The organism is Streptomyces sp. NEAU-174 (genome assembly GCF_052665095.1).
Genome location: NZ_JBQTCE010000004.1, coordinates 23,187 through 42,040, shown reverse-complemented (window position 1 = coordinate 42,040; position 18,854 = coordinate 23,187). Strand labels below are relative to the sequence as shown.

Below are 18,854 nucleotides of genomic sequence, written 5' to 3'. Positions count from 1 at the left end.
ACCGGCCGAGGCACCGGTCAGCGCGCCGGAAGCCGACGCACCGGCCGTGCTCGCGGAGATATCCGGGATGCTCCGGACGATGCTCGACGAATACGGCCTCGACGATATCGAGGTCACCATGGAGACCCGCTTCACCGAGGATCTGGAGCTGGAGAGCATCGACCTGGTGACACTGGCCGGCAGCCTGGAGGCCCGGTACGGCAGACAGGTCAACTTCGCCGAGTTCGTGGCCGATCTCGAGCTTGACGAGATCATCGACCTCACCGTGGGCCGGCTCGTCGAGTATGTCGTCCGGTGCCTCAGGGCCGCCCGGGAGCGCTGACCCATGGCGATGATCGACACCGACCACGCCACCGACCACGACGGCCCGCATACCGGGACGGGCGGCGTACGACTGCATGTCCAGCGGCTGTCCCCACCCGACGGCCGTCCGCCCACCGCCACCGCCGTGCTCATCCACGGTCTGCTCACCGACTCCCTCGCCAGCTGGTACTTCACGGTGGCCCCGGACCTCGCGGCCGCCGGTCTCGAGGTGGTGATGTACGACCAGCGGGGACACGGCCGCAGCGAGCGGCCCGACTCCGGCTACCGGCTGGACACCTTCGTCACCGATCTGGAGCGGCTGCTCGACCGGCTGGACATCACCGGTCCGGTCCACCTCGTGGGCAACTGTTTCGGCGGAACGGTGGCGTTCGCCTACGCCATGCGCCATCCGGAGCGGGTGGCCGGTATCGCGGTGATCGAGGCGAAGCCCGCCACCGAGAGCTGGCTGACCGAGATCAGCCGGATCCTCCGGCGTGTCGAGGAGGAACTGGTCGTCCATGAGGCCGAGTCACTGGCCTGGGTGAGTGCCCACCGGGGCGCCCACACCGCACGGCTGGCCAAGTCGGCCGCCCGCCTGGTCCGTACGACCACCATCGCCGAGGACGTGCCGTCGAGCCGGGTGGTGAGCGAGGAGCAGGTCCGCGCGGTGCGCTGCCCGGTACTGGCCGTCTACGGCGCCGATTCCGAACTCGCCGGGCAGGAGCGGTGGTTGGAGTCGGTGCTGCCCGGCACCCGGACCGTCGTCCTGCCGGGGCAGGGCCACTCGGTCCTCGCCGAGGCACCCACGCGCATCCGCGAACTGCTGCTGTCCTGGATCCACGAGGCCGATGCCCGATGAGCGAACCGAGCAGAGATCCGGAGGCCTCCCCCCGCGCAGCCCGCCGCTTTCTCTTCGTCGTGCCGCCGCTCGTCGGCCACGTCAACCCCACCCTCGGCATCGCGGCCGAACTGACCGCACGCGGACACCAGGTGGCCTGGGCCGGGATGCCCGAGGTCGTCGAGCGGCTGACCGGGCCGGGGACGACGGTCCACCGCTGCGCTGGTCCTGTGCTGGGCGAGGGCGGGGCGGGCCGGCCACCGGACGTACGCGGTCCCGCCGCGCTGAAGTTCCTGTGGGAGCGGTTCCTGGTGCCGCTCGCCGAGGCCATGGCACCGGGCGTGGCCAAGGCCATCGCGGAGTTCCGCCCCGATGTGGTGATCGCCGACCAGCAGACCGTGGCGGGCGCGCTGGTGGCCGAACGGCTGGGGGTGCGCTGGGCCACGTCCGCCACCACCTCGGCGGAGTTCACCGGCGCGCTGGACGGGATGCCCAAGATCGACGCCTGGCTGGACGGGCTGCTGCACGAGATGCGGGGCCGGATCGGCGACCCGGAGGGCACCGCCGATCCCCGGTTCTCCCCGGATCTCGTCCTGGCCTTCACCACCGAGGAGCTGGCCGGACGACCGGCCCGGGCGGGCGACCGCATCCACTATGTGGGCCCGTCGATCGCCGAGCGACCGGCCGGGACGGACTTCCCCTGGGAGTGGCTGGACCCCACGCGCCCCGCCGTCCTCATCACGCTCGGCACCGCGAACACCGACGCCGGGGCGCGCTTCCTCACCGAGTGCCTGGAGGCCGTACGGGCACGGGCCGGTCGCCTCCAGTCGGTCATCGTCGACCCCGACGACGTACTCGCCCCCGGCACGCCGCATGACAACGACATCCTGGTGCGCCGCTACGTCCCCCAACTTCCCCTGCTGCGACGGGTGAACGCGGTCGTCTGCCACGCGGGCCACAACACCGTCTGCGAAACCCTCTGGCACGGCGTACCGCTCGTCGTGGCGCCCATCCGGGACGACCAGCCGGTGGTGGCCGCCCAGGTGGTGGACGCGGGCGCGGGCATCCGGGTGCGCTTCGGCAGGGCGCGGGCGGCGGCCATCGGCGAGGCGCTCGACGCGGTGCTGGACGAACCGCGTTACCGCGCCGCGGCCGAGCGCGTGGGCGCGTCCTTCCGCGCGGCGGGCGGTGCCACCGCGGCCGCCACCCATCTGGAGCGGCTGGCCACCGCGGGCGCCGCCACCCATGCCTCGGCGGTCGCCCCTCATGCCACCGCGAGCGCCGCCACCCATGCCTCGGCGGTCGCTCCCCATGCCACCGCGAGCGCCGCCACCCACCCCACCGCGCACCCGGAAGGGGAACGATGAGCCGCGAGAGTGCCCCACCCCGCACACCCGAGAAGCCGTCCCGCGCCGCGACCGTCGCCGCGCTGCGCCCCCGCTACCAGGCCGATCTGGCGCGGGGCACCGAGCGGTTCTTCGAACCCCGCCGCACGGACTGCCCGTGGTGCGGCTCCACCCGGCTGGTGCGGCGGCTGCGCACCAAGGACCGGTACCAGAGCAAACCCGGCCGCTTCCGGCTCGACAAGTGCCGGGACTGCCGCCATGTCTTCCAGAACCCACGGCTGAACGACGACGGCCTGGAGTTCTACTACCGCGACTTCTACGACGGGATGGGGGAGATCGAACTCGGCAACGTCTTCTCCGGGCGGGACAAGGTGTACCGGCGGCGCGCGATGTTCCAGGAGCCCTCCGCCGAGCCCCCGAAGACCTGGCTCGACGTCGGCACCGGACACGGCCACTTCCCCGAGGTGGCCCGTACCGTCTTCCCCGGCACCCGCTTCGACGGACTCGACTTCACCGCCGGTGTCGAACTGGCCGAGCGTACGGGCCGCATCGACCGGGCCATCCGCGGCAGCTTCCCCGAGTTGGCCGAGGAGCGGCTGGCCGGGAGCTACGACGTGGTGAGCATGTTTCACTACCTGGAGCACAGCACGGACCCCCGCGCCGAACTCCGCGCCGCCCGCCGCGCCCTGCGGCCCGGCGGCCATCTGCTGATCGAGGTGCCCGACCCGGAGTGCTGGTTCGGCCGCCTCTTCGGCCGGTTCTGGCTCCCCTGGCTCCAGCCCCAGCATCTGCACTTCGTTCCGGTGGCCAACCTCCGCGAGGAGCTGACCGCGCTGGGCTTCACCGTGACCGACGAACAGCACCGCGCGCCGTCGGACACCGTCGATCTGCTCGGCGCCGTCTGGCTGGGGCTCAACGCGATCGCCCCGCCCGATGACGCCCCCTCCCTCGCCAAGCCGCCCGGCCGGCTCCGCTGGCTGCTGCGCTGCGCGATCCTGCTGGCGGGCGTGCCCGCCCTCGTGGTCGCGACCGCCCTGGACCGTCTGCTGCTCAAGCCACTGGCGGGGTTCGGCAAGATGTCCAACGCCTATCGGGTGGTGGCCCGGTGCGATGCCTCCGCCCATTCCGGTCCCCGCTGAAGTGGCCCCGGGTCCCGGACGTCAGGAGCCCGTCGCCGTGCCGCCGGGCGGTGGCGGCTCCTCCCCGGAGGTTTCCTGGGCCTGCGGCGGTGGCGGCTCGGTGGCCGCCAGGGCCGCGGGCGCTCCGCCCGGCTTGCTGTTGACGTAGGTGGTGAGCCGGTGCACCTGACGTTCCAGGGCTCTGATCCGGTCCACGATGTCCTCGGGCAGGTTCGCCATCAGTCTGCCTCCTCCAGATACAGATCGGCGGTCTCCGGACGTCCCCGCTCCGGGGCGGTGACCTTGATGCCGATGACGCGGTAGCGGGCGTCCAGCCCCTCGGAGAACCACACGTCCTTGATGCGCAGCCGCACGGTCGTGCCGAGCAGCGCGGGCGTGGTACCCGAGCCGAGGCGGATCCGCACCGAGGGGATGACCACCGTGCCGCGCAGAGCGGCGAGTTCGGACCGGGCGAACGCGTCGAGCGTCGCCTTGTCGGTGACATTGCTGTGGTCGGACGAGGTGTCCAGGCGGGGGAACCCGGCCGCGAGGAGATCCTCGGCCACCTCTTCCCCGGACATCACGGGGCCGCCCGCCCCGCCCTCCGGGGTGCCGCCCCTGGCCCGTGCGGTCGTCCCGCCGCGCGTGGCGTCGCGGGGGAAGGAGTACGACAGCACATCGCCCGGCAGATCCAGCATCACCGGCTGGCTGCCCACCCGGATCGTCGGAGAGCCCAGCTGGAGCAGCTTCACCCGGCGCCCGGTCACCGGATCCCGGTACACCGCGATCCGGTGCTCGAAACCCGGTTCCATCGCCGCGAGTTGCCCGATCGCCTCCTCGACCAGGGTCTCGTCACCGTCGCTGTAGGCCACCGTACGGGCCGCGGTGGGGGCCGTCGGCGCGTACTCCACACCGATGTGGCCGCCCTCGGACCCCTGCATGTAGTCCCACAGCCGGCGGACGATCTCCAGATGGTCGAGCGCGGTGAAGCTCAGATTGGCGCGGATGTAGCGACGGCCCGCGTAGGAGTCGAAGGTGGCCGCCTGAAGCCCGACCGTGGTGATTCCCCGGTCGTCCGTGGCCGGGGTCAGGGTCCAGACGATGCCACCCCAGCAGACCTCGTCCCCCCGCTCCAGATAGACGGCGGTGCGCCCCTCCACCAGCTCCCGCACCCGCCGGGCCATCCGGGCGTCGGGCACCGGAAGGGTCGCGGTCAGGGATCCCGGCTTGCCGAGGTAGTCGTCGTACTCCACCTCCCGCAGGGGCAGTACATCGATGGCCTGGTCGGTGCGCAGATCGGTGAAGACGGCGCGGTAGCGGGCGTCCACGGCGCCTCACGCCACCGGGTCCACGCGGACGAAGCGGTTGTCGAAGTGCACACGCGTCCCCGCGATCGAGGAACGGTACGCGGCGGTCGCCGTGTAGACGGCGCCCGGGGTGAGGCCCCCCACCGGGAAACAGGTGGAGATCGAGGCCCGCCCGGCACCGTCGAGGATCGCCGCGCGGTCGTCGGACGGGGCGAGCACCTCGGTACCGCTCTGCGTCCTGAGCCGGAACGAGATGTACGCGGTGGCGTTCCCGTCGGCGGCCGTGAAGGCGCCGAAGGTGATGGACACCCACCGGGACGCCGGGGCGGTGAAGGTGGCGGTGAGCGTGGCGACGGTGTCGGTGAGCATCTCCTGGTAGGTGGCCGAGGTGGTGGCTCCCCAGTCCGCCGTGTGCCGCAGCACGGTGTCCGGGATGTACTTCGCCCACTGGGCGCCGTCCCAGCGCTCCAGCCGGCCGCCCGCGTCGCGGTACTGCCCGGCATACGCCCCGTTGTGCGGCGCGCCGCCCGCGGCGGGGACGATACCGCCGAGCGCCGCGGTGTAGCGGCGGCGGTCGGTGATGGCGGAGGCCCAGGTGATGCCCTTGGCGGCGGACGCCCCGGCGGGGACGGCGATCTCGTAGAGAAGCTCCGCGTTCTTGGGCACGGCCGGGGCGGTGGGGGAGCCGGCCGGGGTGCCCTGGAGGAGTTCCAGGGTGGCCTCGTACTTGCCGGAGCCGTCGTAGTCGGTGTCGTAGACCCGCACCACCAGTGCGTCCACCCGGGGCAGGCTGGAGTGCCCGTCGGCTACGGTCAGCAGGGTGTCGGAGTCGACGGTGACCGGATAGCCGCCCTGCGATCCGGTGGAGGTTCCCGGGATCCACACCTGGCCCGGGGAGAGCTTGGCCTGCATACCGGTGGCGGTGGTGCCGGTGAGCTGGAGCCCGCCGAACACGCATCCGGCCCGGGTCAGCAGCGGTCCGGCGGAGGCCATGCCGAGGCTGACGGCCAGCCGGGTGTCCTCACGGGTCTGGCCGGTGGGCGGATGCCAGGCGGAACGGACGGTCATAAGACGGCTCCCACGGTCATCGGAGAACTCCTTGTGGTCGTACGGGGTTTGCGGATCGGAGCGGGATGATGGGGCGGCGCGGCGCCTCACCACTCGGCGCGGCGCCAGGCGATGGTGGCGGTCGCCCCCTCCCCTCCCGACGCCGCGCGGAAGGACAGCTGCGAGGTCCCGGACGGCAGGGTGAACGACTCCTCCGGGGCGCTGCCCGGTGTGGCGGTGTGGCGGCGCGACGCGGTGCCGTTGAACATCACGGTCCCCTCGGCGGTGTCGACGACCAGCTCGTCGTCCGGAGCGAGCGTGATCGCGTACTCCAGCCAGTCGCCGCTGGTCCGGTTGGCCAGCCGCGGCCGGGTGCACGGCCCCGTGAAGGTGATCACCGGATGGGCGGGTGCGCTGCCGTCGTTCTCCACCGCGAGATCGCCGGTGGAAGCGGGCGCGCCCCAGACCAGCGGCCAGCTGAGCGGCCAGGTCAGCCCCGCCTCCGGCTGCGGGAGCCCGGCGGTGTCCCGCCGCCCCACCGCCTCGTAGCGGCGTGGATCGCTCGCCTTCCACTGAAGCGTCATCTTGGCGAGGCGGCTCGCGGCGAACTGCCGGTCGGTGGGGACCACGCGCTGGGTGACCCGGGCCCGTACGGCCAGCGTCTCGCCGTGCAGGCGTACGGCCAGCCACTCCTCCTCGTCGCGTACGGCGGTGGCGGCGCGCAGCGTGCGCAGCGCGCCCCGCACGGCCTCCGGCCCGGCGTCCGGGTCGGGGGCGAACCACACCTGCGCGGTGACCGTACGGGCCTGTGCCCACTGTGAGCCGGGCCAGCCGCCGTGCCCGACGGGGCGGTCCGCGTCGGAGGTGTCCAGCGCGGGCAACTCCTCCCAGCCGGTGAGCCCTTCGGCGGCGATCCAGTAGTCGGTGCCGGGGCCCATCAGCAGCCCGGCCCACTGCACCTGTCCATCGGTGGTGATGAGCGGCCCCGGCTCGGTGGCGGTGGTCTCGTCCGCCATGTCACCCCCTCGCCTTCATCAGGAACATCAGATCCTCGGCGGTCTGCCGGGCGCTGCCGCCCGGGGCTTCGTGGTAGTGCTCGATGACGAATCCGCCACCCGGCCCGCCGGATCCCGCGAGGGCCGGCGTGGGCCCATTGCGGGCGAGCAGGGTGCTCAGCCGGTTCAGCGGCAGCACGGCCTCGGCCTGCCCGCCCTCGGCGAGCAGCGCGAGCGTGCCGCCGGGGCGCGGCAGCACGATGCCGCCCTGGGCGAGCGTGGGAATGGTGGGGATGTTCACGCCGAACGACTGGCCGCCGATCCCGGGCACCCATGAGGGCACCGAGACCTTGACCCGGTTCAGCGCGCCGATGGCCCGGTTGACCAGCCCGATCACCCCGTTGAGCGGCCCCCGCACGGCCCCGAGCACGGCGCTGAAGGCACCCCGGACGATGTCCGCCAGCCCGTTGAAGGCGCGCTGGATGCCGTTGCGGGCGGAGCGGAAGGCGCCCGGGATCCGCTCCGAGAAGAAGGACAGCAGGGGCCGGACCACGGCCATGATGGCGTGGATGACCGTGGTGATGATGGTCTTGTAGATGTTGAAGTACGTCTTCACCACGGTCCAGATGACCTTCAGCACGACCGTGAACGCCGTCTTGATGCCGTTCCAGGTCGTCTGCACCACTTGTTTCGCCACACGCATGGTGGAGCCGATGACCTGGCCGATGATCCTGAAGGCGGCCTGGACGATGCGCTGGACCGTCTTGGACTGCATCGCCATGTCGACGAGCTTCATGATCAGCGGCATGAGCAGCGCCATGATGGCACCGAACACGTTTGACTTCATGGCGGTGTTCAGGCCCTTCTGGGCCGTGGTCACCCCCTGGAGCCCCGTCCTCATCCGCCCCATCAGCCCACCCCCGGTCGCCGCGCTGCGGCCGGCGGTGGTCATGGAGCGGCCGCTCTTGGCCACGCTGCGTTCCGCGGCGTTGGCTTCCCGCTGGAGGGTGCGCATCGAGTTGGCCGACTTGTCCACGTCGCCCTTGATACGGCCCACGGCGGAGCCCGCCTGCGTCGCGGTACGGGCGAACTTGGAGACGCTGGTATCGGTCTGGCCCACGGTGCTGCGCAGGCCGCGGAAGCCGGAGACGGATCGGTTGAGCGCTTGCACCAACGACATGGACGGCCTCCTCCTCAGCCGAGAGCCCTGACGAGACCGCTCAGGCGTCGCTCCAGCTCGTTGATGGCCCGGCTCGCCTCATTGATGTCCTGCACGTTCGACACCCGGCCGGGTGGCATGGGGCCGCGGGCGTTGCTCGCGGCCGTGCGCTGCCGCCGGTGGGCGGCCTCCGCCTTCTGTAGTGCGTCCTTGCCCCTTCGCAGGGCCTGCTGGCTGTCCCGCTCGGCCTTCTCGGCGATCTCACGGACGGCTCTGATACTGCTCTTGACGGCCTCGGCGGCCTCGGCCTTTTCGGCGATCTGACGGACGGCCTGGATGCTGCTCTTGAGGGATTCGGCATCCAGACCCTTCGCCTTGTCGCGCATCTCCTGCACGTCGAACAGCGTCTTCTCGAAGTTGAACAGCTTGAATCCGGCGGAGGCACCGGTGACTTCGGCGGAGCCCCACTTGGCGGCCCCAGTGATACCCGTGACCTCCGCCTTCAGGGCGTTGGCCTCCGAGTTCAAGCCGGTGATCGCCTGTTTCACCCAGGCGTGCTCGACGTTCCACTCCTTGAGCTTCTTGTCCAGTGTCTGTCGCAGGTCCTGCACCGTACCGAGCAGGTCCCGCACGATGTCCGCCATCATTCCTCCCACAGGTCACCCGAAGAACCGCGCCAACTCCGCCGCCGTCGGCGCGGGTTCGTCGGCGGCTCGGTCGGCGGGCGGGCCGTCGGGCATATCGGTTGCCCCCGGGCGGGGTACCGGTAGCGGCGCCTCCGGCGGGTCCGCGTATTCGTCCCGGTTGGCCGAGGCGAACATCCAGTTGGCGATCGCCAAGTGGTCCACGACCGCCGCCAGCAGATGGGCCGTCAGCCCCCACTCCGCGGCCTCGCCCTCCCGCGCCCGGACGAACGACGAGTCCGGCGGAAGGTGGCGCACCAGGACCGCCAGGCGCCGCGAGGACAGCGTCTCGCGGTGCCAGTCGAGCAGGTCGACGCCGTAGTACCGCAGCAGATCGGCCTCCAGAGCCTCGGCGTGCTCCTCCACGAGCGCGCCGAGGCTCAGCCTTCCCCCACGCCGAGCCCGGTGTCCTGGCCGTACGCCTCGAGGATGGCGGCGATGTCCTGCACGCTCACCTCGTGTTGGCACAGCCGCTGGTAGCTCTCCTCGCCCATGAGGAGGGCGAGCAGTCCGTCCAGGTCGTTGTCCTTCAGCTCGGCCAGCGCGTGCGCCGAGCGGCGGGGGATCTCGGTGGGCAGGGAGAACGTCTCCCCGTCAACCTCGAAGTCCCAGGTCAGGCCCAGCGCCTCCAGGCGCTGGGCGCGGGCGGCGTTGACGTTGAACGTGGCCATGGCGGCGGCTCCTTCGCGATCGACGTGGCGGGGAGGGGTCAGGATCCGGCGAACGCCGGGTCGTTCATCAGCCAGGTGGCCAGCGGGGTGTCGTTGTCGACGGCCAGTGCCGTGAAGGTGACCCCGAGCCGGACCGCGGCCGTGCGGGTGAGCTGGAGCTCCTCGGTCTCGGTGACCTGGCCGCGGCGGAGGATGAACCGGTACTTGATGACATCGCCGTCCGCGAACTCCACGCCCAGCATCCGCTCGTCCTTCTTCGGCTCGGCGGCGAGTTCGTAGCGGTACACCTTGGACTCGGCCTCCGTCTCCGTCACCACGGCGCCGCCGAAGAAGAACGGCAGGGTGTCCTCGTTGAGCTGGAGCAGCTGGAACTTCACGGTGAGGTCGCGGTCGGAGTAGACGAAGCGGGCCGGGCTGACCGACTGCCAGGTGTCCACCGGGTCGATCTTGTCCTTCTTGTTGAACTTGATGCCGTCGGTGGTGGTGTACCCGAGGTCCTTCCAGCCCGTCGCCCAGGCTGTGGAGACATCGGCCGGGACGGCGGTGCCGAGCGGGGCGGTCAGGATGCGGCCGGTCCCCGCGACACGGATCTCATTGGGGTTCATTCCGGGCATGCGATTGCTCCTTGTGGCGTGGTGATGAGGGCGAGCGGTCGGCTGGTGCGTGGCCTACGCCGGGCGGATGGAGAGCCGGGCCGTGGACAGATAGCGGCTGGCCGCGGCGTGCTGGTAGTCGGGCAGCCACCGGGGGCCGTCCACCTCGGAGACATCGGTGACACAGGCGGTGCCGAACGTGGTGCCGCGCACGGTGAACAGCGCCGTACGGGCGGCCGTGGCGACGGTGTGGGCCGTGGGCTTGTCCGGGCCGTACACCTCGAGGTCGATCAGCGGCTGGTCCAGATGGATGTCCTCGACCCAGACGCCACCGGCCCGGGAGACCAGCACGGCCTTCTGCGTTCCGTCGAAGTCCGGCGGGGTCCGGTTGTCCACGAGTACCCCGGCCAGTTCGGGGCGGTTCTTCAGATGCTCGACGACGAGGCGTTCGACGTCGGGAAAGATCACCAAGGGCTCGGTCATGCGCGCACTCCTTGCTGTGGTCAGGGGCTGCGCACAGCGAAAAGCGGCGGGGCCGTGGCCCCTCCAGGGGGCACAGCTCCGCCGCTGGCACCAAGTGTGATGCACCGGATGCCCATTGACAACCACTTGTCGTCACTTATGCCGAGATGACCATGGGCCCCGCAGGTCACGAACGTCGTCGTGTGGCCCGCTCGGCCGCGAACACATCCTCCAGCCGATAGAGGAACGCCTTGCCCTGCCGCCCCGCGGGCCGCAGATGCTTCAGCTGCACCCACTTGCGGATGGTGGCCGGGGTGACGCCCACCTCCACGGCGGCCACGGCGGCGGTCAGCAACGGATACTCGGGCGCCGGTGTGGTCCTCATCGGCTCACCGCCACGACGGTGGAACCCTCGTCCAGGGCGGCGGTGATCTCCTCCAGGGCGAGCGCGCCACCGGCCGCCAGCTCCGCCCACTCGCCCTCCGGCCAGGAGTGCCGATGCGCCCGCTCCGCGTGGCAGCCGCACGCGGTGTGCGGGCAGCGGCAGCCGGGGTTGATGCACAGCACCGCCCGGCGCAGCGGAAAGGCCCGCAGCGAGACCGAGGCGCACAGCGGGCACCGGCCGCTCAGCCGGACCACGGGCTCGGCGTCCCCGAGCGCGCCCGCGCAGCGCCGCGCCATTCCGCTGATCTCGTCCAGCAGATGGCGCATCAGCAACGGGTCGGCCTCGATGCGTTCCAGCAGCCCCGCGAGACGGGCCAGTCTGACCTCGACCGTGCCCCTGCCCGTGGGCGGCAGCCCGAGCCGGTCGTGGACGGCCTCCTCCAGCTCCACGACGCCGTCGGTGATGTCGCGTACGGTGTCGGAGACCCGCAGGCGTAACGGCTCCGAGGGCCCGCGGCGGTCGGTGCCTCCCCGCGGCCGGCCGAGGCCGGGGCGGTGCGGGGAGGGCGTCAACTCCGCCTGGAGCTCGGGGAACTGCCGCATCAGGACGGTGATCCAGTGGCTCGCTCTGATGCGGTCGGGATGCGCGAGTGCGTCATTGCTCAACAGAACCCCCCAGGTCGTCTGCTTCTTCGCTCCCTAGGGACCCCGGGTCCACGCGGAACGGTTCCCACCGGAAGGGCGCGCGGAAGCGGGGATCAGGGGGCGCCGGAGCAGGCGTCGTCGGGAAGGCGCCGCGGCGGGTGTCAGGGGAGGATCGAGTCGACGTAGCCGCCGTCCACGCGCACGGCTCCGCCGGTGGTGGCCGACGCGAAGGTGGAGCTCAGGTAGACCGCCATATTGGCGATCTCCTCGGGCTCGATCAGTCGCTGGAGCAGCGACTGCGGCCGGTGCTTGGCCATGAACTCCCGCTGGGCCTCGTCCCAGGGCAGCTCCGGGTCCACCAGCTCGTACACGAAGTCCTCGACCCCGCCGGTGTGGGTCGGCCCGGCGATCAGCGAGTTGACCGTGACCCCGGTGCCGGCCGCGTCCTTGGCGAAGCCGCGGGTGACCGCGAGCAGCGCGGTCTTCGACATCCCGTAGTGGATCATCTCGGCGGGGATGACGACGGCGGAGTCACTGGCCACGTTCATGATCCGGCCCCAGGAGCGGTCCTTCATCCCGGGCAGGTAGGTGCGGATCATCCGGACGGCGGCCAGGACGTTCACCTCGAAGTAGCGCCGCCACTCGTCGTCGCCGATCTCCAGCGGCGGAGCGGCCCCGAAGATGCCGAGGTTGTTGACCAGGATATCGGCGTCCGGCACGGCGCTGGTGACCTGGCGGGCGCCGTCCTCGGTGGTGATGTCACCGGGGGCGGAGACGAACGAGCCGCCCTCCGTGTCCTCCTCCAGCTTCTGGATGGCGGCCTCGACGGACTCCTGCCGGCGCCCGTTGACGGCGACACGGGCGCCCGCCCGCGCCAGCCCGGCGGCGATGGCGAATCCGATGCCCTGCGTGGAGCCGGTGACCAGGGCGGTCTTACCGGAAAGGTCGATCTGCACGGAGCTCCTTCGTCAATGCCTGATTACTTGCGTGCGCCTTTAGTTGCACACGCGCCATACTAGCGTAGCCCGATGCGACGACGGCCGCGGCCGCTCACGACCCATGACGGACCTCGATGCTCAGGACCCATGGCGGACCTCGATCTGCCCCCGCAGCCTCGGATCGCGCGAGGAGGAGCCCACTTCCACGGTCCGGCGCCCGGTGCCCAGTACCCAGCCATGGCGTTCGGAGTCCCATGCGGACAGCGCCCGGGCGGCCACCCGCACCGTCACCTTCCGCGCCTGGCCGGGCCGCAGATGGACCCGCCGGAAGCCCGCCAGCGCCCGCTCGGCCTGGTCGAGCGGCAGATCGGGCGAGGGCCCCACATACACCTGGGCCACCTCCGCCCCGGCCCGCCGCCCGGTGTTGCGCACGGTGAAGACCGCCTCCAGACCGCTTCCGCGCCGCCGCAGCCGCAGCCCCGCATAGCCGAAGGTGGTGTACGACAGGCCGTGGCCGAAGGGGAAAAGGGGCCGCACCCCCTCGGCGTCGTACCAGCGATAGCCGACATGGACGCCCTCGGAGTACTCCTCACGGCCGTTCACCCCGGGGTAGCGCCGGGGGTCTCCGGCCATCGGGTGGCGGTTGTCCGAGACGGGGAAGGACTGGGTGAGCCTGCCGCCGGGGTTGGCGTCGCCGAAGAGCAGGGCGGTGGTGGCGGCGGCGCCCTCCTGGCCGGGGTAGTACATCTGGAGGACGGCGCCGGTGCGCCTCAGCCAGGGCATCGAGGTGCACGAGGAGGTGTTCAGGACGACGGTCGTGCGCGGATTGGCCTCGGCCACGGCGGCGATCAGCGCGTTCTGGTGGCCGGGGAGGGCGATGGTGGTCCGGTCCCTGCCCTCGGTGGCGTCCTCGTAGCCGAAGAGCACCACACTGTGCGCGGCGCGGGCGGCGCGCACGGCCTCGGCCACATCGGCGGCGCGCGTGGCGGAGGTGGTGCGGCGCAGCCGGAAGGTCAGCCCCTTTCCACCGCCCTTGGCGGTGACCTTCAGCCGGTGCCTTCCCGCCGTCAGCTTGACGGCCGCCCGGCGCACGGCGAGGCCGTCCGGGGCGGCGCTGACGAAGCCACCGGTGAAGTACTCGCCCAGGCCGGGCCGGAACGGGAACAGCTCCACGCCGTCCAGCAGCACCTTCGGGCGGCCGGCGGGCGGGCCGCTGAAGTGCAGGACGAACGTCCACTCATCGGCCTCGGCCACGGTGAGGGCGCCCTCGTACGCCCAGCTCTTGCCCGCCGCCACCGTCCGCTTCTCCAGCCCGGTGGCCGGGGAGAGCGCGGAGGCGGGGATCTTCTTGCCGAACACGTCCTCGCCCAGGGCGTAGTCCACCCGGGCCCCCTTCCCGGCGCGCTCCCGGATCGCCTCCAGCGGGCTCGCGGCGTGGTCGGGGACCACATGGGCGCTGCCGCCGCCACTGACGAAGGGGATGGCGCCGGTGGGCCCGACCACGGCGATCGACCGGGCGGCGGACCCGGTCAGCGGCAGTGTGCCGTGCTCATTGCGCAGCAGGACGCCGCCCGCCGTGGCGACCTTCAGCGCGGTGCGCGCCCCGGCCCCCGGGTCCCGGCCGGGCCGCGGACGAGCGCCGCCGTCCAGCAGCCCGAAGCGGTCCATGACGGTCAGGACGCGGCCGACGGCGCGGTCCACCTCGGCCTCCGGTACGGTCCCGTCGGCCACCGCCTTCCGCAGGGCGTCGCCGAAGTACTTTCCGTCCGGCATCTCCATGTCGAGCCCGGCGCCGAGGGCCGCCGCGGTGCCGTGAGCGGCGTGCCAGTCGGTCATCACCCAGCCGTCGAAGCCCCAGTCCTCGCGCAGCACCCCGGTCAGCAGCGGCCCGCTCTCGCAGGCGAAGGCCCCGTTGACCTTGTTGTAGGCGCCCATGACCGCTCCCGCGCCCGCCCGTACGGCCGCCTCGAAGCCGGGCAGCTCCATCTCCCGCGCCGTCCGGTCGTCGACGATCACATCGATCGACTCCCGCTCGTGCTCCTGGTTGTTCATGGCGAAGTGCTTGACGGTGGCGATCAGGCCCTCGCCCTGGATACCGCGCACCTCCTCGGCCACCAGCTCGGAGGCGAGCACGGGGTCCTCGCCGAAGGTCTCGAAGTTGCGCCCGGCGTACGGGGTGCGGATGAGATTGACCATGGGGGAGAGCAGCACGTCCTGGCCCAGCGCACGGCCCTCGCGCCCGATGACGCGCCCGTACTCCCGCGCCAGGGCCGGATCGAAGGCGGAGGCGAGCAGCACCGGCGCGGGCAGCGCGGTGGCATGCCGGGTGACCCGTACACCGGCGGGCCCGTCCGCGAGCCGCAGTGGCGGAATGCCGAGCCGGGGGACACCCGGGGTGTACCCCGCCTGGCCGAGGCTGTGGGGATCCTTCGCGCCGTGCAGCAGTGCGAGCTTCTCCTCGAGCGTCATCCGGCCGAGGAGGGCGTCCACCCGCGAGCCGGGCTCGGGGGCGGACCCGGCGGCGGGCTCGGCGGCGGCCGCAGGCCATCCGCTCCCATCGGTGGCGGCGACGGCCATCGCCCCTCCCAGGAGGGAAAGGGCGGAACGGCGTGACAGGGCGCCCGGCATGGCGTCACTCCATCTCTCGCGGCTCGAAGACGTGTGTGTACGCAGGCGTGCTGACGTGGCTCCGGTGTCCGTCGGGTGAACACCGTGCGGACATCACATCACGGGGTCGGCCGCTTGCCGGGGTGCGCCGGGTTTCGGGATCGGGGTGTCGCCGGTCAGAGCCTGCGTACGGCGTACCGGGTGAGCCAGGAGGTCAGCGCCGCGCCGAGCCACGGCCCCCGGCCGGGCGCAAACGCGGTGGACCCCGCCCGGGGGCGGGGTCCACTGTCACGGGGGACACGGGTGCGTGCCGGGCGCCTCAGGTGCGGTAGGCGTAGTAGAGCGAGTTCGGGTACGAGGCGATGATGCTGGCCAGGGACTTCCGGTAGGTGTTCACCGAGTGGTAGGTCATGTACGGCACACCGCTGGAGCTCCGGTAGGTGACGATCATGGTGTGGTCCTTGGACCCGTCCTTGTCGAAGTCCATCTGCATGACGTCACCGACGCCCATGTAGTAGACGTTCGCCAGGTTGGTGGCCCGCTTGGCGTCCAGGGTGAACCAGGACCACTCGTTGGCGCCGACCCAGGACGTCGACTGGTACGAGGTGTCGTACCACCAGCTGTGGTAGTCCTCGGCGTCGCCGGACTTGTTGGCCCAGCCGCCCGCCTTCAGGGCCTGGCTCACGAAGTTGGTGCAGTCCCCGCCGGCCTCGTTGAACTTCCGGTAGGCGGGGTTGTAGTTCTGCCAGTACTTCTCCGCGTACGAGGCCATCGCCGCGTAGTTGTAGCTTCCGGCGGGCTTCGTCTGCGGCTGGGACGGCTTGGAGATGGCGGCGGGCGTGGCCTCGGGCAGGGCCGTCGTCCGGGCCGTCGCCCCCCGCGCCGTGGCGGGCTCGTTGACCGCCAGCGGGCCGTCGTCGGTCGAGGTGAGGCCGGTCAGCTGCCACTTCCCGTCCGCCGTGGCGGCGAAGCTCAGCCGGTGGTGCGCCTGGAAGCCGGTGGTCGCGGGCTCGTCGCCGCGTATCTTCTTGTAGGCCAGCGTCGTGGTCTCGGTGGCCTGGACCGTGGCGTGCCCGGCCTCGACCCGTATCCGGTCCACCGCCACCCGGGTGTCGGCGGAGGTGTACGCCTCGCCCAGGGCCGCGAGCCGCGCCTTGCGGGTGCGCAGCGTGGACAGCGCGGTGTCCTCGGTCCGGGTCTGCCCGGCCGACAGACGGACGTTCTGCTCGGCGAGCGGGGCCGCGCGCCGCCCCGACTGCTTGTTGTTGTCCAGCAGAGCCGCCGTGCGCTGGGTCAGCACCGCGTCGGCCAGCCGTCCGAAGGACTGCGCGGTCGCGGTGTCCACGGTGCCGGCCGCCGCCGGGCTCTCCGCCGCGCTCGCGGCGGAGGCGGGCAGGACCACGGCGGACAGGGCCACCGTCAGCACGGCCCCCACGGCGGATCTGAAGGTCGTTGACTTCACGTGTATTTATCCCTCCACACCCCCGGACCGGACGGGCCGGGGTCACCGAATCATCACATGAACTCCGCGCCTGTGGAGCTCATGTGACGATTTCCGTCGTGTGGAGACCGGGCCCGATCCGGCCCGGCGCCGTCACCAGGTGACGGGCAGTTCATGCGCTCCGTAGATGACCATGTCGCTGCGCATCCGGACCTGCTCCGGGGGCACGGCGAACCGCAGTCCGGGGAACCGGCGGAGCAGCCCGCGGTAGCCCGCCACCAGCTCGATCCTGGCCAGATGCTGCCCCAGACACTGATGGATGCCGTAGCCGAAGGCGAGGTGGCTGCTGCGGGGGCGTCCCACGTCGAGCCTGTTCGGGTCCTCCACCAGCGCCGGGTCCCGGTTCGCCGCCGGGACCGAGACGGCCACGGACTGGCCCGCGGTGACGGTGACACCGCCGACGACGACGTCCTCCAGCGCGATGCGGACGGGGAAGGCGTTGACGATGCTGAGGTAGCGCAGCAGCTCCTCGACGGCCTGGGGGAGGAGCGACTCGTCGGCCCGCAGCCGCTCCAGCTGCTCGGGGTCGCGCAGCAGGGCGAAGGTGCCGAGGCTGAGCATGTTGGTGGTGGTCTCGTGACCGGCGATCAGCAGCAGCCCCGCGATGCCGCCGATCTCCTCGTCGTCGAGCTCGTCGACGGCGGTCAGCAGGGAGATCAGATCGTCCCGCGGATCCTTGCGCTTGGCCTCGACCAGAGTGCGCAGGAAGGTGTCGAGCTCGGTCTTCCCGGCGACGAACTCCGCGTCGGTGCGGTCCTGGCGGAGCAGCCGCGCCGCGACGGACTGGAAGAGCTCCCGCTCCTCGTACGGCACGCCGAGCATCTCGCAGATCACCAGCGAGGGGATGGGCAGGGCGAAGTGCCGCACCAGGTCGGCCGGTTTGCCCGCCGCCTCCAGCGCGTCCAGCTGGTCGGCCACGATGTCCTCGATGCGGGCCTCCAGCTCCCGCATCCGCCTAACCGTGAAGTACCGCGTGAGCTGGCCCCGGTAGTGGCCGTGCTGCGGCGCGTCCATGGCCAGGAACGACCCCGCCCCGCTGCTCCGGTCCCTGCGGACCGACTCGGGAACCGGCCGCATCGCGTCGTCACCCCGCCAGCGCTCGGCGCTGAACCGGGGGTCCCGCAGCACCTCCCGCGCCTCGTGATACCCGGTCACCAGCCAGCCGGTGCTGCCGCCCGCGAACCTGAGCGGGCTGATCGGCGGCCCGGTGAGCAGCGCGCGGGCCGGGTTGATGTAGTCGTCCCGCTCTTTCGGATACGAAGGGAGGTCGTTGAGGTCTCGTAGGTCGTCATGGGTCGTGGGCATCGGAGCGTTCACGATGGCTCTCCTTCGTGATCCTCGAACTGTCCCGGGGCGAACGTCCCGGAGCCGTTGGCCGCGGTCTTCGATAGGGAACGCTACCGATAGGGTTCCCTACTGAATAGAGGGACAGATCGGCTACCGTACGGATCTGGCCAGGTTTCCGAACAGCTGGGGGAGAGGGGCACACCGATGCCGCCGCAGCGGTCAAAGACCGTGAAAGCACTGATCGTCGGGGCGGAGCGGGCGTTCGCCGAACGCGGTTTCCACGGGGCGTCGATCGGCTACATCTGCCAGTGCGCGGGCAGGACCACCGGGGCCTTCTACTCGAACTACGACAGCAAGCTGAAGCTCTTCCTCGATGTCTTCCGGCGGCACAGCGACCGCACCGCCGACTACATCGGGGAGCGGATCGACGAGATGGACACCGAGCGGGATCTGGCCCCCCAGCTCGCCCGGACCTTCGCCGAGATCTTCAACGGCGAGCACCTGGACACCCGCTGGGTCTTCATCCACCTGGAATTCCGGCTGATGGCGCTCCGGGACGGCGATGCCGCCGCCGCGCTGGTGGACCATGAGAAGCGGTTCAGCCGCCGGATCGGCACCATGCTGGACGGGCTGTTCGACCGGGCCGGCCACCGGCCCGCCCTGCGGGGCACCGAACTGGCCGCGCTGCTCGGCGCGATGACGCGCGGCATCAAGCTGGACCGGGGCATCTACGCGGCGGGCGGTGTCGCCGATCCGCTCTCCACCGACCAGGTGGCGATGGCGCTGGAAGGCCTGTTCCGCTCGGTGGCCTGAAGACCGGCCCCGATCCGTTCGGCGGCCCTGGCCCCGCCCGCCGTCGCTGCCGCCCTTCCTGATGCGTATGGCACCGGCCGAGGTCCCGTGTACCGGTCAATAAAGTACGTCGGAGCGCGGACCGCCGATCGGTCCGCGCGGGATGACGCGGCGCGGG

The 18,854-nt window shown here is 71.6% G+C and carries 21 protein-coding genes; 5 read left to right on the top strand and 16 right to left on the bottom strand.

The window, feature by feature from the left end; genetic code table 11:
• The first annotated feature begins 67 nt into the window (after positions 1–67).
• From ACT2CW_RS13455 to ACT2CW_RS13440, 4 genes are read left to right on the top strand one after another with little or no spacing between them, the layout of a single operon-like run.
• Positions 68–322 (top strand): acyl carrier protein, encoded by a 255-nt coding sequence (locus tag ACT2CW_RS13455; RefSeq protein ID WP_138913693.1) that lies wholly within the window; start codon positions 68–70, stop codon positions 320–322.
• Between the two features lie 3 nt (positions 323–325).
• Positions 326–1,162 carry an alpha/beta fold hydrolase gene (locus tag ACT2CW_RS13450; RefSeq protein WP_445516712.1) on the top strand — a complete coding sequence of 279 codons (837 nt, stop codon included), beginning with the start codon at positions 326–328 and terminating at the stop codon, positions 1,160–1,162.
• A complete protein-coding gene (locus ACT2CW_RS13445) occupies positions 1,159–2,508 on the top strand; it encodes a glycosyltransferase (protein WP_445516711.1) in 1,350 nt (449 codons plus the stop codon). The genes ACT2CW_RS13450 and ACT2CW_RS13445 overlap by 4 nt, the downstream gene beginning before the upstream one ends.
• Positions 2,505–3,626, top strand: a complete 1,122-nt coding sequence (locus ACT2CW_RS13440) for a methyltransferase domain-containing protein (RefSeq protein WP_445516710.1) — start codon at positions 2,505–2,507, stop codon at positions 3,624–3,626. Before ACT2CW_RS13445 ends, ACT2CW_RS13440 begins: the two co-directional genes overlap by 4 nt.
• 21 nt (positions 3,627–3,647) lie before the next feature.
• Here ACT2CW_RS13440 and ACT2CW_RS13435 read toward each other — a convergent pair whose 3' ends face one another.
• From ACT2CW_RS13435 to ACT2CW_RS13360, 16 genes are all read right to left on the bottom strand, one after another.
• Entirely contained in the window at positions 3,648–3,845 is a 198-nt protein-coding gene (locus tag ACT2CW_RS13435) for a hypothetical protein (protein ID WP_445516709.1), read from the bottom strand.
• Positions 3,845–4,933, bottom strand: coding sequence for a hypothetical protein (locus tag ACT2CW_RS13430; protein WP_445516708.1), 1,089 nt, complete (start codon positions 4,931–4,933; stop codon positions 3,845–3,847). The genes ACT2CW_RS13435 and ACT2CW_RS13430 overlap by 1 nt, the downstream gene beginning before the upstream one ends.
• Before the next feature lie 6 nt (positions 4,934–4,939).
• Positions 4,940–5,980 (bottom strand): hypothetical protein, encoded by a 1,041-nt coding sequence (locus ACT2CW_RS13425; RefSeq protein WP_445516707.1) that lies wholly within the window; start codon positions 5,978–5,980, stop codon positions 4,940–4,942.
• 86 nt (positions 5,981–6,066) lie between these two features.
• A complete protein-coding gene (locus ACT2CW_RS13420) occupies positions 6,067–6,975 on the bottom strand; it encodes a phage distal tail protein (RefSeq protein WP_445516706.1) in 909 nt (302 codons plus the stop codon).
• A 1-nt stretch (position 6,976) separates the two neighbouring features.
• A complete protein-coding gene (locus ACT2CW_RS13415; protein ID WP_164423258.1) occupies positions 6,977–8,134 on the bottom strand; it encodes a hypothetical protein in 1,158 nt (385 codons plus the stop codon).
• A gap of 14 nt (positions 8,135–8,148) precedes the next feature.
• On the bottom strand, positions 8,149–8,760 hold the full coding sequence (locus tag ACT2CW_RS13410) for a hypothetical protein (protein WP_445516705.1): 612 nt from the start codon (positions 8,758–8,760) through the stop codon (positions 8,149–8,151).
• A gap of 12 nt (positions 8,761–8,772) precedes the next feature.
• The gene (locus ACT2CW_RS13405; RefSeq protein ID WP_445516704.1) at positions 8,773–9,162 is read right to left on the bottom strand and encodes a hypothetical protein; all 390 of its coding nucleotides are present in this window, start codon (positions 9,160–9,162) and stop codon (positions 8,773–8,775) included.
• A gap of 14 nt (positions 9,163–9,176) precedes the next feature.
• On the bottom strand, positions 9,177–9,467 hold the full coding sequence (locus ACT2CW_RS13400; RefSeq protein ID WP_086881880.1) for a hypothetical protein: 291 nt from the start codon (positions 9,465–9,467) through the stop codon (positions 9,177–9,179).
• Between the two features lie 38 nt (positions 9,468–9,505).
• Complete coding sequence (locus ACT2CW_RS13395) at positions 9,506–10,081, bottom strand: phage tail tube protein (RefSeq protein ID WP_164423265.1); 576 nt, start codon at positions 10,079–10,081, stop codon at positions 9,506–9,508.
• A gap of 54 nt (positions 10,082–10,135) precedes the next feature.
• The gene (locus tag ACT2CW_RS13390) at positions 10,136–10,543 is read right to left on the bottom strand and encodes a hypothetical protein (RefSeq protein WP_445516703.1); all 408 of its coding nucleotides are present in this window, start codon (positions 10,541–10,543) and stop codon (positions 10,136–10,138) included.
• A gap of 166 nt (positions 10,544–10,709) precedes the next feature.
• On the bottom strand, positions 10,710–10,907 hold the full coding sequence (locus ACT2CW_RS13385) for a helix-turn-helix domain-containing protein (protein WP_445516702.1): 198 nt from the start codon (positions 10,905–10,907) through the stop codon (positions 10,710–10,712).
• Entirely contained in the window at positions 10,904–11,572 is a 669-nt protein-coding gene (locus ACT2CW_RS13380; protein WP_445516701.1) for a hypothetical protein, read from the bottom strand. Before ACT2CW_RS13380 ends, ACT2CW_RS13385 begins: the two co-directional genes overlap by 4 nt.
• A 140-nt stretch (positions 11,573–11,712) precedes the next feature.
• Entirely contained in the window at positions 11,713–12,507 is a 795-nt protein-coding gene (locus ACT2CW_RS13375; RefSeq protein WP_182467329.1) for an SDR family NAD(P)-dependent oxidoreductase, read from the bottom strand.
• A 120-nt stretch (positions 12,508–12,627) separates the two neighbouring features.
• The gene (locus tag ACT2CW_RS13370) at positions 12,628–15,066 is read right to left on the bottom strand and encodes a beta-glucosidase (protein WP_445516700.1); all 2,439 of its coding nucleotides are present in this window, start codon (positions 15,064–15,066) and stop codon (positions 12,628–12,630) included.
• A 349-nt stretch (positions 15,067–15,415) separates the two neighbouring features.
• On the bottom strand, positions 15,416–16,558 hold the full coding sequence (locus ACT2CW_RS13365) for an amidase domain-containing protein (RefSeq protein WP_445516699.1): 1,143 nt from the start codon (positions 16,556–16,558) through the stop codon (positions 15,416–15,418).
• A 132-nt stretch (positions 16,559–16,690) separates the two neighbouring features.
• Positions 16,691–17,914: a cytochrome P450 gene (locus ACT2CW_RS13360; protein WP_445516698.1), complete on the bottom strand. Its 1,224-nt coding sequence runs from the start codon at positions 17,912–17,914 to the stop codon at positions 16,691–16,693.
• Positions 17,915–18,112: 198 nt separating this feature from the next.
• On the opposite strand from ACT2CW_RS13360, the gene ACT2CW_RS13355 reads away from it, so the two are divergent.
• On the top strand, positions 18,113–18,697 hold the full coding sequence (locus tag ACT2CW_RS13355; protein WP_445516697.1) for a TetR/AcrR family transcriptional regulator: 585 nt from the start codon (positions 18,113–18,115) through the stop codon (positions 18,695–18,697).
• Positions 18,698–18,854: the final 157 nt, after the last annotated feature.

Bases quoted from the DNA above. Each gene is read 5' to 3' on its own strand.
- ACT2CW_RS13415 (WP_164423258.1), bottom strand. From the start codon at position 8,134: ATGTCGTTGGTGCAAGCGCTCAACCGATCCGTCTCCGGCTTCCGCGGC.
- ACT2CW_RS13435 (WP_445516709.1), bottom strand. From the start codon at position 3,845: ATGGCGAACCTGCCCGAGGACATCGTGGACCGGATCAGAGCCCTGGAA.
- ACT2CW_RS13400 (WP_086881880.1), bottom strand. From the start codon at position 9,467: ATGGCCACGTTCAACGTCAACGCCGCCCGCGCCCAGCGCCTGGAGGCG.
- ACT2CW_RS13420 (WP_445516706.1), bottom strand. From the start codon at position 6,975: ATGGCGGACGAGACCACCGCCACCGAGCCGGGGCCGCTCATCACCACC.
- ACT2CW_RS13425 (WP_445516707.1), bottom strand. From the start codon at position 5,980: ATGACCGTCCGTTCCGCCTGGCATCCGCCCACCGGCCAGACCCGTGAG.
- ACT2CW_RS13450 (WP_445516712.1), top strand. From the start codon at position 326: ATGGCGATGATCGACACCGACCACGCCACCGACCACGACGGCCCGCAT.
- ACT2CW_RS13370 (WP_445516700.1), bottom strand. From the start codon at position 15,066: ATGGCCGTCGCCGCCACCGATGGGAGCGGATGGCCTGCGGCCGCCGCC.
- ACT2CW_RS13395 (WP_164423265.1), bottom strand. From the start codon at position 10,081: ATGCCCGGAATGAACCCCAATGAGATCCGTGTCGCGGGGACCGGCCGC.
- ACT2CW_RS13390 (WP_445516703.1), bottom strand. From the start codon at position 10,543: ATGACCGAGCCCTTGGTGATCTTTCCCGACGTCGAACGCCTCGTCGTC.
- ACT2CW_RS13385 (WP_445516702.1), bottom strand. From the start codon at position 10,907: ATGAGGACCACACCGGCGCCCGAGTATCCGTTGCTGACCGCCGCCGTG.
- ACT2CW_RS13440 (WP_445516710.1), top strand. From the start codon at position 2,505: ATGAGCCGCGAGAGTGCCCCACCCCGCACACCCGAGAAGCCGTCCCGC.
- ACT2CW_RS13410 (WP_445516705.1), bottom strand. From the start codon at position 8,760: ATGATGGCGGACATCGTGCGGGACCTGCTCGGTACGGTGCAGGACCTG.
- ACT2CW_RS13445 (WP_445516711.1), top strand. From the start codon at position 1,159: ATGAGCGAACCGAGCAGAGATCCGGAGGCCTCCCCCCGCGCAGCCCGC.
- ACT2CW_RS13455 (WP_138913693.1), top strand. From the start codon at position 68: ATGCTCCGGACGATGCTCGACGAATACGGCCTCGACGATATCGAGGTC.